At 67.4% G+C, this 14,276-nt stretch carries 12 protein-coding genes and 1 pseudogene; 5 read left to right on the top strand and 8 right to left on the bottom strand.

Features of this window, described 5'->3' with window-relative positions:
- Positions 1-20: 20 nt before the first annotated feature.
- Complete coding sequence (gene dinG, locus ACSQ22_RS03675) at positions 21-2,183, bottom strand: ATP-dependent DNA helicase DinG (protein ID WP_436129458.1); 2,163 nt, start codon at positions 2,181-2,183, stop codon at positions 21-23.
- Between the two features lie 228 nt (positions 2,184-2,411).
- Here dinG and ACSQ22_RS03670 point away from each other — a divergent pair, with 228 nt between their 5' ends.
- Both ACSQ22_RS03670 and ACSQ22_RS03665 read left to right on the top strand, forming a co-directional pair.
- Positions 2,412-3,782 (top strand): hypothetical protein, encoded by a 1,371-nt coding sequence (locus tag ACSQ22_RS03670; protein ID WP_436129457.1) that lies wholly within the window; start codon positions 2,412-2,414, stop codon positions 3,780-3,782.
- Between the two features lie 105 nt (positions 3,783-3,887).
- The gene (locus tag ACSQ22_RS03665) at positions 3,888-4,187 is read left to right on the top strand and encodes a hypothetical protein (protein WP_121421725.1); all 300 of its coding nucleotides are present in this window, start codon (positions 3,888-3,890) and stop codon (positions 4,185-4,187) included.
- 64 nt (positions 4,188-4,251) lie between these two features.
- On the opposite strand, the gene ACSQ22_RS03660 is transcribed toward ACSQ22_RS03665, so the two are convergent.
- The 4 genes and pseudogenes from ACSQ22_RS03660 to ACSQ22_RS03645 all read right to left on the bottom strand — a co-directional run.
- Entirely contained in the window at positions 4,252-4,947 is a 696-nt protein-coding gene (locus ACSQ22_RS03660; protein ID WP_436129456.1) for an HAD family hydrolase, read from the bottom strand.
- 87 nt (positions 4,948-5,034) lie between these two features.
- Entirely contained in the window at positions 5,035-6,915 is a 1,881-nt protein-coding gene (locus ACSQ22_RS03655; protein WP_436129640.1) for a B12-binding domain-containing radical SAM protein, read from the bottom strand.
- Positions 6,916-7,104: 189 nt separating this feature from the next.
- Positions 7,105-7,632, bottom strand: a complete 528-nt coding sequence (locus tag ACSQ22_RS03650) for a gamma carbonic anhydrase family protein (RefSeq protein ID WP_055401191.1) — start codon at positions 7,630-7,632, stop codon at positions 7,105-7,107.
- A 210-nt stretch (positions 7,633-7,842) separates the two neighbouring features.
- A pseudogene (locus ACSQ22_RS03645) lies at positions 7,843-8,457 on the bottom strand (TetR/AcrR family transcriptional regulator); the annotation flags it as partial.
- 152 nt (positions 8,458-8,609) lie between these two features.
- Here ACSQ22_RS03645 and ACSQ22_RS03640 point away from each other — a divergent pair.
- Entirely contained in the window at positions 8,610-9,719 is a 1,110-nt protein-coding gene (locus ACSQ22_RS03640; RefSeq protein ID WP_436129639.1) for an MBL fold metallo-hydrolase, read from the top strand.
- Position 9,720: 1 nt separating this feature from the next.
- Here ACSQ22_RS03640 and ACSQ22_RS03635 read toward each other — a convergent pair whose 3' ends face one another.
- Positions 9,721-11,181: a PLP-dependent aminotransferase family protein gene (locus ACSQ22_RS03635; protein WP_436129455.1), complete on the bottom strand. Its 1,461-nt coding sequence runs from the start codon at positions 11,179-11,181 to the stop codon at positions 9,721-9,723.
- A 108-nt stretch (positions 11,182-11,289) separates the two neighbouring features.
- Here ACSQ22_RS03635 and ACSQ22_RS03630 point away from each other — a divergent pair, with 108 nt between their 5' ends.
- Both ACSQ22_RS03630 and ACSQ22_RS03625 read left to right on the top strand, forming a co-directional pair.
- The gene (locus ACSQ22_RS03630) at positions 11,290-11,769 is read left to right on the top strand and encodes an OsmC family protein (RefSeq protein ID WP_218300732.1); all 480 of its coding nucleotides are present in this window, start codon (positions 11,290-11,292) and stop codon (positions 11,767-11,769) included.
- Between the two features lies 1 nt (position 11,770).
- The gene (locus ACSQ22_RS03625) at positions 11,771-12,397 is read left to right on the top strand and encodes an FMN-binding negative transcriptional regulator (protein WP_436129454.1); all 627 of its coding nucleotides are present in this window, start codon (positions 11,771-11,773) and stop codon (positions 12,395-12,397) included.
- 179 nt (positions 12,398-12,576) lie between these two features.
- Here ACSQ22_RS03625 and ACSQ22_RS03620 read toward each other — a convergent pair whose 3' ends face one another.
- A complete protein-coding gene (locus ACSQ22_RS03620; protein ID WP_436129453.1) occupies positions 12,577-13,968 on the bottom strand; it encodes a homoserine dehydrogenase in 1,392 nt (463 codons plus the stop codon).
- A gap of 126 nt (positions 13,969-14,094) precedes the next feature.
- Entirely contained in the window at positions 14,095-14,241 is a 147-nt protein-coding gene (locus ACSQ22_RS03615) for a hypothetical protein (protein WP_158603283.1), read from the bottom strand.
- Positions 14,242-14,276: the final 35 nt, after the last annotated feature.

The raw sequence follows: 14,276 nt of genomic DNA, 5'->3' as shown, positions 1-14,276 counted from the left end.
GTGCGCAAAGTGTCGCCGCTTCACAGCGGCGCGCGTTGCTCCAGCGCAAACGGTGGCAGCCCTTTGAGCAGCCGCTGGCCGTAGCTGGTGCGCGTCAGGCGCTTGTCGTAGCAGTACACATGCGCCATGTCTTCTTCGGTGCGAATCGCGCGGCCCACCCATTGCGCCAAGCGGATGGCGGTGGCGGGCACCACCAGCTCGCTGAACGGGTCGCGCCCCACGGCGCGCAGCCACTCGGCGCGGGCCTCGCCCACGGGGTCGTCGGGCGGGGCGAAGGGCAGCTTGGTGATGAAGACCGACTCGCACAGCCGCCCCGGCAGGTCCAGCCCTTCGCCGAAGGACTGCATGCCGAAGATGACCGAGGGCTCGCCGTTCTCCACCCGCTCGCGGTGGCGGCGCAGCAGCTGCGTGCGCGGCAGTGCGTTCTGCACCAGCACCACGCTGCGCATGGCGGTGGGCAATGCGTCCACCGCCTGTCGCATCTGCTCGCGCGAGGTGAACAGAACCAGCGCGCCGTATTCCACGCGGGCAATGTCGTGCAGCAGCGCGTCCACCATCTCGGTGGTGAACTGCGCGGCGTTCTTGGGGTCGGCGCGGGTTTCGGCCGCAATCAACGTGCCCTGCGCGGCGTAGTTGAAGGGGCTGGGCACTTCGAGCGTGGTGGTGGCCTCGTCACCATGCAGGCCCGCCTCGCGCAGGAAGAAATCAAAGTGCCCGCAGCTGGTGAGCGTTGCCGAGGTCAGGACCGCACCGCGCACCGCGCTCCACAGGTGGTTGCGCAGCGTGGTGCCGGGCAGGATGGGGCTGGCGTGCGCCTTGACCACGATGAAGTCGCCATCCACCTCCAGCGTGAACCATTTGGCTGCCGGCACCGCGCCTTCGGGCGCATCCTGCAGCAGCAGTTGCGCGGTGGCATGCAGCTCTTCCAGGCGCGGGGCCAACATGCCGATCTGAGCGTACAGCGTGGACAGGCGCTTGGCCTCGTCGGGCTTGTCGCGCATCTCGGCGCGCAGGGCTTTGCTGATGGCGCGCAGGGCGTCGAGAAAGCCCTCGGCGCTGGCGGCCAGCAGGCCCAGTGGCGCAATGAGCTGTTCAGGCAGCTCGCCCCGTGGCACGCGCACGCGGGCCGGGCCCCAGGCACTGGGCTGGCTCTTGAGCTGGGCGCCATACACATCCATCACGATGCGCGCCAGGTCTTGCAGTGTCTGCCGCAGCTGGGCCGAGTGTTTGGGGATGTCGGCAATCTCTTCGACCTCCAGCAGCGCACCAATGCGCAGGCCCCGGCTGGACAGGCGCTCGATCCAGGTGATGCGCGACAGGTCCATGCTGCACGCGAATTGATCCAGTGCCGTGGCGGGCAGGTGGTGGGCTTCGTCCAGCACCAGCAGGCAGTTGTCCAGCTCAGGCAGCACGCGCGCGCCCAGCGATGACAGCAGCAAATCGTGGTTGGCCACGATCACCTGCGCACCCACCAGCTCCTTGCGCTTGTCGTAGTAGGTGCACTGGCTGAAGGCCGGGCAGTGTTTGCCGGTGCACGATGCGCCCTCGGCTGCCACGGGGCTCCACACCTCGGGCTCGGGGGGCGTGTCCAGGCTGTCGCGGTCGCCATCCCAGGCGCCTTTCGACAAGGTTTGCGCCATCGTCGAATAGAACTGGATGCGCGCCTCGGTCTCATGCCGGGGGCGCTTGGCGCGGGCGGCGGCTTCCTCTTCGGCAAACAGGTCGTCTTCGCCCTCTTCTTCCGCCTCGCCCGTGCCCGCCAGGCGGTCGAGTTTGAGCTTGCACACATAGCGGCCGCGCCCCTTGGCCAGCGCAAACTTGAAGGGCTGGGGCAGCAGCGCGGCCAGCGCGGGCAGGTCTTTGTTGACCAGCTGCTCTTGCAGCGCCACCGTGGCCGTGGATATCAACACCCGCGTACCGCGCGACAGCGCCAGCGCAATGGCCGGTGCGCAGTACGCCAGCGACTTGCCCACGCCCGTACCCGCCTGGATCACGGCGATGGACCGCGTGGGCGCGTCTTCACCGCTTTCTTCATCCACCTTGCCCAGCGTGGCGCTGCTGAACGTGCGCGCCACCTGCTCGGCCATCAGCCGCTGGCCGGCACGGCTGCGAAAACCCTCGGTGGCTGACACCACCGCATCGAAAGATTCAAGGGCCTGCGCGGCCCAAACCTGTTGAGACATACAGTAGTGTCGCATGCCGAAGACAGGTTGACGCTGGGCAGTGCCTTGTGGCGGATGGGCGGGCTGTCCCCCTGCTGCTGCCTTGAAAGAAAATCCCCGCACAGCTACAGGAGAGCAAAGATGCAGGGGGGAAATGCGTGGGGATTTGCGCTGAACTGCGGTTCGCTGCTGCGCTGCAGGCCATGGGCAATGGCAAGCGCAAGCTGTGTTCCGGGTGGGGCGAAAGGTGTGCAAGGCACCCTGCTTCGGACGCTGGGGTTCGTGCTGCTGCTGTGCATGGTGAGTGCATCGGGCGCATGGGCACAGCAACCCGCATCGTCGGCTGCCCAGGCAGGCAGCCCTGCGCGCCAGCGGTTGCTGGCGCAGGAGCTGGTGCCGCAGCAGCCCACCCGGTACGCATGGATGCGTGCGGCAGAGGCCCAGGGGCAAGTGGCCGATGCGCTCTATCTGCGGCTTGCATTGCTCGACGAATGGCTGCTCGCCCTGGAAGGGCGGCCGGCGCAGGCCAGTCGCACCATCGAAGTTGCCATCGCTCACGGGCGCGAGGTCGATGCGGACGATCTGCAGCGCCGAGCACGTGCGGTCTGGCCCTCCCTCCTCAAAGCCCAGCTGCGGCCGCTATGGGACATGAACGGCCCCGATGTTCCGCTGCCGTCCGAGCTGGATGCCCTGGGCGCGGACAGCATTGCCCAAGAAGGCCCTGGCCTCTGGGTGCACCGGGCCAAAGATGGCCGGCCTCGGGGCCTTTACCTTTGGCTGGGCGTGCGCAATGGGCTGGGCGAGCCCGTGCCTTTGCCGGAGTTTGCGCTGCGCCTGGGCCGCCCCGGCCAGCAGGCGGCTGCGCCGTTAATGCAATGCTATTTGCCCCGCTACAGCACGCGGCAGCTCATCCCGCCGCAAAGCACGCAGCATTACCTGTGCCGCGCGGGCGAGGGTGGCCTTGGGCTGCCGCCGCCCGGCGTCGGGTGGCTGGCGCAGATGGGTGAGTGGTTCAGCCAGGGGGCGTCCCTGCAAACCGAACTGCCCCAGCACGACCAGGCCTTGTCGCGCACGGGCCGGATCCTGGGCCAGGTGGACAACCCGGCGGTAGACGACTTCCTGCGTGGTGCCCGTGAATCCAACGAGAAGCAGCAACAACTGCAAAAAGAACGAGCCCAGGCTGCGGCCGCAGCGGCCGCAGCGACCAAGAAGGCCCGTGACGCCACGCCAGCGCGCCGCTCTGGCGAGTCGCTACCGCTCTGGCTCAAGCGGGTGGCGTTCTTGGGCGGGGTGGTGGGCGCATTGGTGCTTTATGTCCTGCTCGCGCACCACGTCAGCGTGGCAGTGGCGTCCGGGGTGCTGTGGTTGGGCCTGGCCATTCCGAGCGCGATCTACTTGCGTTCGATCTGGACCATGGGCGGGACCGACGGCTGGGGCAAGCTCGTGGCCATCGTCCTGTCAGGTGCAGCCATCGCGGCGCCTTTTGTGGGAACGCTCGCCGCGTACACGGTCTACAAGCTGGTGGTGAGCGCGCGGGCGCGCCGCAAGGCGATCCTCTTTTTGCTCGGCGTGATCGTGGTCATCGTGCTCCATGCGCTGGAGCGGTGGTTGTTCTGGTGACAGCAGGCTCCGCACGCCCGCAGCGGCGCAGGGCCTGGGCCTACAGAGCGGGGAGGCCAGCGGCGCTAGGGTGAAGGGACTCCACGTTGCATACCAAGGCCCCGCATGAAAACGACCCCCACAGCCCCCCGCAAGGAAGAGGAGATCATCCCCTCCGCTCCTGTGCCCGCCCGCACCGAGCGGCGCGTGAACACCACCCAGCCCCAGCCGCACCCCGGCAGCGGACCCGAAGACCTGAGCGGGCCCGAACCCCGCCTGCCCCACGAGCGCGACGAGGCGGTCAACATGACCGACGGCGAACCCGACGCCAAGATGGAGCAGGCCTACCGTGATGTGAAACGTGGCCTGCAGGACACCGACCGGGGGCCACCGGCCGACAAGGCGTACCAGAAGCAGAAACGGTAATGCTACAAATTTGATAGCTATTTACGCTTGATGGATAAGCGCTAGAGGCCAATTCTTGTCAGTTTTACTGCACCCGCGCCGCCCTGAACCAGCGCGGCAGGTGGTCATGGGCGTGCACCAGCGATTCGAGCACGCCGTGGCTGCGCTCCACCACCTCAGTGCCCGGCGCTTTGAGGTCCGGCACGATCACTACCGCGACCCCTGCGGCTTGCGCCGCGCGTGCGCCGTTCTCGCTGTCTTCAAACGCCAGGCACTGTGCGGGGTCCACGCCCAGGCGCACAGCCGCCAGCTGGTACAGGGCGGGGTCGGGTTTGCCGCGCGGCACCTCGTTGCCGCCAGCCCAGGCGTGAAAGTGCTGCAGCACGCCCGCCCTGCCCAGGCGGTGCTCGATCTCGTCGCGCCGCGACGATGAGGCCACCGCGCAGGGCACGCCTGCTTGCCCCAAGGCGTGCAGCAGCGAGGCGGCGCCGGGTTTGAGGGGAAACAGGGGCTCTGGCCCCGCGTCCCACAGGCGCGCAGCCACATCGGATTGCACCTGTTCGAACATCTGCGGACCACCCAGCAAAGCCGTGAGCATGGCATCAGAGTCGGCAGACGCACGCCCTACCACCTGCAGGTAGTCGACCTCTGCCAGCGCGATCCCCCGCGCCTGTGCGGCGTCAATCCAGGCGCGCTGGGTCACACGCTCGGAATCCACCAGCAGTCCGTCCATGTCGAAGATGGCGGCGGTGAAGCGAAACTGGCGGAGAGTCTTGGGCATGCAAATGCTCTGATATTGATAGCTTCTATCGCTTGATAATTTAGCGCTTGCAGGCAATTTCATTCAGTTGTTCGCCACCGCCAACGCTTACCCCCGCTCGCGCAGCGCGCGCTCGATCCGGTCACGTCGCACCGTCGTCTTGGGCACCTTGAACGGGAACCACGTGCGTACGTCCTCTTCGAGCCCGATGCCGTGCATGTAGTTGTAGATGGCCTTCTTGAGCGCGCCGCCCAGCGCGTCGTGGTCGACGCCCGTAGGGTCGATAAAGGCCACATCGTTCTTGGCAAAGTCACCGGGGGGCAGCGGCGCCAGCGTCACGCCGTATTCCTCGGGGTTCTGGCCGACGGGTGAGTGCACGGTGCAGGCAAAGCGGTGGAAGAACCCGCTCTGAATGCAGCCGTTGGCGAACAGCTGGCGCACGTATTCGAGTGCGTCCACGGTGTCCTGCACGGTCTGCGTGGGAAAGCCGTACATCAGGTACGCATGCACCAAGATGCCCGCGTCGGTGAACGCCCGCGTCACGCGCGCCACCTGGTCGACCGATACGCCTTTTTTCATGAGCTCCAGCAGCCTGTCCGATGCAACCTCCAGCCCGCCCGAGATCGCGATGCAGCCGCTGTCGGCCAGCAGCTCGGCCAGGTCGGGCGTGAAGGTTTTCTCGAACCGCACATTGCCCCACCAGCTGATGCCTGCGTTGCGCGCGATCAGCTCGGTGGCCAGTGCCTTGAGCGCCTTGGGCGGTGCGGCCTCGTCCACGAAATGAAAGCCGGTCTGCCCCGTCTCGCGCACGATCTGCTCGATGCGGTCGGCCAGCACGGCGGCGCTGGCGCCTTCGTAGCGGCTGATGTAGTCCAGGCTCACATCGCAAAAGCTGCACTTCTTCCAGTAGCAGCCGTGCGCCACGGTGAGCTTGTTCCAGCGCCCATCGCTCCACAGGCGGTGCATGGGGTTGAGCATGTCCAGGAGCGATAGATAGCGGTCCAGCGGCAGGCCGTCCCAGGTGGGCGTTCCCACCTCGGCAAAGGCGATGTCGGCTTCCATCATGTTGATGTACTGCACCGCGCCATCGCCGCCTTCTCCATCATTGCGCACAAAGGTCCGCACCAATCGCTGGCGGCTGCGCTCGCCGCGCAGGTGCTCCAGCAGCGCCAGCAGCGGGCGCTCGCCCGCGTCCAGCGTCACGTAATCAAAGAAGTCGAACACACGCGGGTCGGCCAGTTCGCGCAGCTCGGTGTTCACAAAGCCGCCGCCCAGCACGGTGGCGATGTGTGGGTAGCGCGCCTTGATGGCCTGGGCGATGCGGAACGCCGCATACACGGACCCCGGGAACGGCACGGACAGCAGCACCACGGTGGGCTGGTGCTTGGCAATCGCTTCGTGCGTGAGCTGCTCCAGCAGCGCGTCCACCAGCGTGGGCGGCGCAGCGAGTGCTTGGGCCAGCGGGTCAAACGTGGGCTGGCTGCCCGCCAGTGATTCGGCGTAGCGCACGAACTCAAAGCGCTCGTCCACCGCGTCGCGCAGCACGTCGGCCAGGTCGTTCAGGTACAGCGTGGCCAGGTGCTTGGCCTTGTCCGTCAGGCCGAGCGCGCCAAAAGCCCAGCCCAGCGGGTCGCCGCCTTCGTCATCCACATACACATCCAGTGTGGCAAAGCGCGGGCCCTCGGGCAGGTAGTTCCGTCCCACGATGCGGTGCGCCAGCGTGCTGTCGCGGCCTTGCAAGAAGGCAATGGCGGGGCCGATGGTGACGAGGTAGCGGTCCTTTTGCGCCGCAAAACTTTGCACGGCGGGGCTCTGCTTTTTGGCGGGCAGCGCATCCACCTGGGCGGCCACCGCGCGCAGCCCTTCGGGCGAGAGCAGGCGCAGCACCAGCGCCAATGCCAGGTCTTCCTGGAACGCCGTCACCCCCCGCGAGCGCAGAAAGCCCGTGAGGTAGGCGGTGGAGGGGTATGGCGTGTTCAGCTGCGTCATCGGGGGGATGACGGAGAGGACGCGCTGGGCGGGTGAGGCGGGGGCGACGGCAGACATGGTGGAAACAGGCAATGGGGCGATGCGGTGCCGCCGCAGGGGTCGTGGAACCCCCGATTATCCCGGCCCGGCTTTATCCCTGGTGGGCGGGGGGCGCCGGGGGCACCGCAGCCGCGTGGGGTGTGCCGCAGGTCATCCCTGGTAGTTGTTCTTCACCCGCACATAGTGCTCGGCCGAATATTTCAGGTACGCAATCTCTGCATCGGTGAGCGCGCGCTGGCGCACCGCCGGGCGGCCGATGTAGAGGTACCCGCTCTCCAGCACCTTGCCGGGCGAGACCAGGCTGCCTGCGCCCAGCATCACGCGGTCTTCGATGATGGCGTCATCCATCACGATGGAGCCCATGCCGATGAGGCATTCGTTGCCGATGCGGCAGCCGTGCAGGATCACCGAGTGGCCCACCGTGACGTAGTCGCCGATGACCAGCGGCGAGCCTTCGGGCTTGCTGGCGTTGCGGTGCGACACATGGCCCATGGTCAGGTCCTGCACGTTGCTGCACACGCCCACGGTGATGCGGTTCACATCGCCGCGCAGCACGGCGTTGCACCACACCGAGCTGTCGCGGCCCAGCGTGACGTCGCCGATGACCTGGGCAGAGTCGTGGATGAAAACGCCGGTGTCCAGGACCGGGGCGGTGTCGAGGTAGGGAGCGAGGGGCATCTTGGTGTCAGGCTGCGTGGAAAGAACGGGCGAGCGTAGTGCAAATCGCACCTCACGCTGGTTTGCTGGCCAGGGTGGTGGCGTGGGTCAGCGCGCTGGGGCGCGGCGAGGGGCAGGTTTCGCAGAGGTTGCAACAGGGGCTGCCGCTGCCTTGCCCGTGCTTCCAGCCTGGGATTTTTTTACGGGGGACTTGGCCTCCTGGGTGGGCGCGGCGTAGAACCCCAGAAACATGTCCACCGCATCCCCTACCACTTGCGCTTGCTGTGCGGCGCTCAAGGGCGGCTGGCCCATGGCCAGCTGGGGCCAGAACGCAAATGCCTTGACCATGCCCTGCAGTTGCTGCGCGGCGTAGGGAACATCCATGGTGGCGCGCAGGCGGCCATCCTGCTGGGCCGCGCGCAGCCAGCGCGGCAGGCCCTCTTCCTTGGCCGAGAGCTTGGCGGTGATGCCGCGCGCGCGCTCGGGGGTGTGCATCATGTCGGCCATGGCCACGCGGCTCAGGTCGATGAAGCTCGCGTCGTTGAGCAGGCGCATCTTTTGCGCCAGCAGCTCCAGCAGCTGGTCGCGCAGCGGGCGCGTGGGGGTGTAGGCCAGTTCGTCGGGTGACTGGCTGCGCTCCCACATCAGCAGCAGGATGGCTTCGAACAGTTCTTCCTTGCTTGGGAAGTGGTTGTACACCGTGCGTTTGGACACATCCGCCGCTGCGGCCACGCGGTCCATGCTGGTGCCGTTGAAGCCGTGTTCGCGGAACTCGCCGATGGCCGCCTGCACGATGGCATCGCGCTTGCGGTCGGTCAGGCGAGGGGTGGGCTGGGAGGCGATCATGCGCAAATTTTACACCGGGTAGTTTACTTTTCTAAAAAGTGAACTACACTGTGCAGTGTAATTTCTATGTCGCAGATCCGGTGTCACTCTCCATCGCCCGCCGCCGCCGTCTGCTCCCGGCACTTTGTGTCGCCTTCGTTGTACTGATCGCCATGGCCTACAGCCTCTTTTCCCGCGCCGCCCAGCCGGTGGCCGCCTATGAACAGTCGCCGCAGTTTGCGGGTGGCAAGTTTCGCAACGTGGCACCCCGCCATGCGCTGGGCGCCCTCAAGACGCTGCAGGTGATGTGGCGCTTTGCCACCGGCAAGCCCGACGACTCGGTGCCGCGCCAGCCCGTGCCGGTGTACGCGGTGATGCGGTCAGACCTGCTGGCCGCGCCCGACCTGAGCCTGTGGCGCCTGGGGCACTCCACCCTGCTCTTCAAGATCAACGGCCAGTTCTGGCTGACCGACCCGGTGTTTTCAGAGCGCGCCTCGCCGTTCCAGTTCCTGGGCCCCAAGCGCTTTCACGCGCCGCCCATCACGATTGACGAGCTGCCGCCCATCACCGGCGTGATCCTGTCGCACGACCATTACGACCACCTGGACTACGCTGCCATCCAGAAGCTTGCGCCCAAGGTGGAGCACTTCATCACGCCGCTGGGCGTGGGCGACCGGCTGATTGGCTGGGGCGTGCCTGCGGCCAAGGTGCAGCAGTTTGACTGGTGGCAGGGCACCACCATCGGCGGGCTGCAGCTGGTGGCCACGCCTGCGCAGCATTTCTCGGGTCGGGGTTTGCAAGACGGCAACAGCACCCTGTGGGCGTCATGGGTGCTGATGGCAGGGCACGGCGACGAGCAAACGCGCATCTTCTTCAGTGGCGACACGGGCTACTTCGACGGCTTCAAGGCCATTGGCGAGCGGTTCGGCCCGTTCGATCTGACGCTGATCGAAACGGGTGCCTACAACGCCGACTGGCCCGACATCCACATGCACCCCGAGGAGAGCCTGCAGGCCCATCTGGACGTGAAGGGGCGCCATCTGTTCCCCATCCACAACGGCACGTTCGACCTGTCGCTGCACCCCTGGGTAGAGCCGTTCGAGCGCATCACCGCGCTCGCAGCGGCAGCGCAGGTGCCGCTGGTGGCGCCCATCATGGGCGAGCGGCTGGACATCCGCGCGCCCGCGCTGTCCACGCACTGGTGGCGCAAGGTAGAGCCGCAGGCCGAGGCCACGGCAGTGGACCGCAGCGTGGCCCTGGCCCCGCAGCCCGGCGCGTGGTGATTTACCGCATGCGCGCCAGCCCGCCCACCACGCGCGCGGCGGCCACGATCTCGGCTTCGCTATAGCCTGCATACCCCAACAGCCAGCCACGCCGCGTGGACTGCATCGCATAGCGCGATAGTGGCGCCAGCATCACCCCGGCGGTGAGCGCCTTGCGGCTCAGGGTCTCGTCGTCACTGCCTGGGGCGGCTTCGTACAGCAGGTGCATGCCCCGGTCGCTGGGCGCCGGCTGAAGGGCCCCGCCGCTCGTATCGGCCAGCGCGTCAACCAGCACCCGCTGGCGCGCCTGGTACAGCTCGCGCATCTGCCGCAGGTGGCGCAGCAGGTGGCCTTCTGCAATGAAGCGCGCCAGCACCGCCTGGGTGTCGCCCGGTGCATGCCGGTCGGTGATGGCGCGGGCCATGGCAAAGGCCTCCACCAGTGCGGGCGGCACCACCACAAAGCCCAGGCGCAGGCCGGGGTGCAGTGTCTTGCTGAAGGTGCCCACGTACAACACCCGCTCCGAGCCCGGCAGGCTGCACAAGGCGGGTACGCGCTGGGCAGCGCCGCCGTACTGAAACTCGCCGTCGTAGTCGTCTTCCACCACCCAGGCGTCGTGCGTGCGCGCCCATTGCAGCAGCGCCTGCCGCCGCGCCAGGCCCATGCACACGCCGGTGGGGAACTGGTGCGTGGGCGTGACCACCGCCATGCGCGCGCCGGGCCACTGGGCCGCACCCTCGTCGATGCGAAGGCCCTGCGCATCCAGCGCCACGGGCCGCGCCAGCACGCCGTGGCCCAGCAGGCTGGCGCGGATGCCCGGGTAGCCGGGGTCTTCCACCAGCACCTCGTCGCCCACGTCCAGCAGCAGCCGCGCGATCAGGTCGATGCCCTGCTGCGAACCCGAGCACACCACCACCTGCGCCGCATCGCAGCGGATGCCGCGCGACGCCCACAGCCACAGGGCTACGGCCTGGCGCAGGTCGGGGTCGCCGGCAGGGTCCAGGTACTGCGCGCGGGCGCTGCGCTGACGGGGGCTGGCCTGGCGTGCCAGGCGGTCCCACAGGGCAAACGGAAACGTGTCCACTTCGGGCGCGCCGATGCGGAACGCGCGTGCCGCCACATGCGGCGGCCGCCAGCGGGCAGCCGTTTCGGCAATGAGCTGCCCGCGCCGCGAGAGCCCACGCGGCGGCGCCACCAGCCCTTGCGGAGGCGGTGCGCCTGCGGCCTGCGAGACATAGGTGCCGTCGCCCACACGCGCCTCCACATACCCTTCGGCCTGCAGGCGCTGCACGGCCCACAGCACGGTGTTGCGTGACACGCCCAGGCTGGCTGCGTGCTCGCGCGACGGCGGCAGGCGCGTGCCCGCCGGCAGGCGGCCCTGTTCGATGGCGCTGCGCAGCTGCTCGTACACCTGCTGGCGCAACTGGCCCAGGCGCCCGTCCCGGGGGGCTGTGGTCTTGGGATTGGCTCCGGCAACTGGCATGAATTGGCCCCTTGGTTGTGGTGATGCAACCATAAACTGAAGAGCCATTTTAGAAATCCCGGGCTTGTGTTTCCTCCAAGGCCCGGCCACCGCAAGAAAGACCTATCCATGGCCGAGCACACCGCCACTATCACCTGGTCCCGTGGCAACGATGACTTTCTGGACAAGCGCTACCACCGCACCCACACCTGGCAGTTCGATGGCGGCGCCACCGTGGCCGCGTCGTCGTCACCCCATGTCGTGCCGCTGCCGTATTCCGACGCGGCAGCGGTGGACCCGGAAGAAGCCTACGTCGCGGCCCTGTCGAGCTGCCACATGCTGTGGTTCATGGACTTCGCCAGCCGCGCGGGCTATCGGCTCAACAGCTACGCCGACGCCGCCGTGGGCACCATGGCCAAGAACGCGCAGGGGCAGCTTGTCGTCACCCACGTGCAGTTGCGCCCCGTCACGCGCTTTGATGGGGCCCACGCGCCCAGCGCTGCCCAGCTGGACGACCTGCACCACCGCGCCCACACATCGTGCTTTCTGGCCAACTCGGTCAAGACGCAGATCGACTGCGCGCCCGTGCTCGAAGTGGATGGAGCCTGACATGACCATTGCCAACCGCCAGTTTCAAGTCACCGACCCGGCCGCGCAGCAGGGACTGGTGCAGGCCCAGCCCCTGGCCACCCTGGTCGTGTCGCACGAGGGCACGCTGCACGTGAACCATGTGCCTTTGTATCTGGACCCCTCGCGCGGACCGCACGGCACGCTGGTGGGCCATGTGGGGCGCGGCAACGGCGTGTGGCCGCTGCTGCCGCAGCAGGCCGTGGCCGTGTTCCACGGCCCCCAGGCCTATGTGTCGCCCTCGTGGTATCCGTCCAAGGCCATCGACGGCAAGCAGGTGCCCACCTGGAACTACGCCACCGTGCACGCCCACGGCACGCTCAGCGCGGTGGACGATCCAGTGCAGTTGCGCGCCATCCTGCACATTCTGAGCGAGCGGCACGAGGCGCACCGCCCCGACCCTTGGCGCATTGACGATGCCCCGCCCGACTACATCCACAAGCTGCTGGGCGCCATCGTGGGCATCGAGCTGGCGGTGGAGCGTTGGGAAGGCGTCTGGAAGGTGAGCCAGAACCGCACCGACACCGACCGCGCGGGCGTGGTGCAGGGCCTGATGGCCGAGGGCACATCTGCAGCACAAGACATGGCCGCGCTGGTGCGGGTGGCTTGATGCCTTGAGTACACGCAATCATCAAAATTGATAGCTTGTGGCGCTTGATAGATAAGCGCTAGAGCCTGTTTTGACCATATTTTTTAGGTGGCTGAAATCGTTCATCACTGTTCGGGCTGAGCCTGGCGAAGCCGTGCGCGGCGCTTCGACAGCCTCAGTGTGAACGGGTTATGGACGAATCATCCCTCCAGCAGCTCCACCCGCAGCGCCACCACTGGCCCGGCCACCGCAGGGTGGGCGGCCAGTGCGTGCACGGCCAGGTCTACCGTGGCTTGGGCAACGGCATCGGTCAGCACCAGCACTTGGGGCTCGCTGCCCGTGGGCAGCGCTTTGTCGCAGGCCAGCTCCACACGCTGCACGGGCACGTGCTGCGCCGCCAGCCAGGCAGCCACGGCTTCGATCTGCTGGGCGCTGTGCACAGGCACGCGCAGGTAGTGGCGGGTGTGCACGGCTGCGCGGGGCAGCACGGCCAGTTGCTCGTCCACGGCCTCGGGATGAAACCCCAGGTGCGGCACGCGCTGCTGTGCACGGGTGCCATCCAGGCGCGCCACGTCCACCAGGTCGGCAATCACGGCCGATGCGGTTTGCTCGGACCCCGCACCCGCGCCGTAGAACATCGTCACACCCGACGCATCGCCCTTGACCATCACCGCGTTCATCGAGCCGTTCACTTGCGCCAGCAAATGTGCGGCAGGCACCAGCGCAGGTTGCACGCGCAGCTCCACGCCGTCCACATCGCTCTCTTTGCGCCGCTTGGCCACGCCCAGCAGCTTGATGCGAAAGCCCAGTTGCTCGGCGCAGGCCACGTCCAGCCCCTGCAAGCGGGTGATGCCCTCCACCTGCGCATCGGCAAAGCGCACCGGCATGCCGAACGCATTGGCCGCCAGCAGCGAGATCTTGTGCGCAGCGTCGACGCCCTCGATGTCAAACGTCGGATCGGCCTCGGCATAGCCCAGCGCCTGGGCCTGCGCCAGCGCTTCGGCAAAGCCAACACCCTCATCGCGCATCTTGCTCAGGATGAAGTTGGTGGTGCCGTTGATGATGCCCGCCACCCATTCGATGCGGTTGGCCGTGAGGCCCTCGCGCAGCGCCTTCACGATGGGGATGCTCACCGCCACCGCGCCTTCATAGGCCACGGCCACGCCGTGCTGGCGGGCGGCGGCAAAGATCTCGTTGCCGTGCGTGGCCAGCAGCGCCTTGTTGGCCGTGACCACATGCTTGCCCGCGCGGATGGCGGCCAGCACCCAGTCGCGCGCAGGGCCGGTGCCGCCAGCGGCTTCCACCAGCACATCCACATCGGGGTGTGTGGCCACCTGCATGGGGTCGTTGGTCAGGGCCACATCTTTGCCCACCACCCTCATGGCGCGGGCGAGGCTGCGGGCGCAGACCACCACCAGCTTGATGTCCCGCCCTGCGCGGCCTGCGATGAGCGCCTGGTTGCGTGCCAGCACGCGAAAGGTGCCCGCGCCCACGGTACCAATGCCGATCATGCCCACACGCAGGGGGCGCATGGCCGCAGTGGGCGACTGCAACGACGGGGCTTCGAGGGACTGGACGGGATCTCGGTACATGGACTTCTCCGGCTAACGAACGAACAAACAAAAAAACCCAGCTGCCAGAGCTGGGTTTCGTGCATTCGTCTTGGGGGAGAAGAGAGCGATCACCAGGTGGCTGCCGAAACGGCCACCTGCGCGTGCTCAGGTGGCCGCGGTGGTAATGGTGGTAATCATTCGTGCATCCAGTGCCCGCTGTTCACCATTGGCCCGCGTGAGTGCGGGCGGCATCATGCCCATGCCTTGGAAGGCAGCGGCGCGTGCGGTGAAGGGGATGGAGGTGTACGACATGAAGGGCGCAGTGTACCGGATGCGTGCCGGGGCCC

Origin of the sequence: Acidovorax sp. LjRoot38 (assembly GCF_964252975.1) — a bacterium.
Taxonomy (GTDB): domain Bacteria; phylum Pseudomonadota; class Gammaproteobacteria; order Burkholderiales; family Burkholderiaceae_C; genus Acidovorax; species Acidovorax facilis.
Note: the sequence above shows the minus strand (reverse complement) of the source record. Positions and strands in the feature narration are given on the sequence as shown.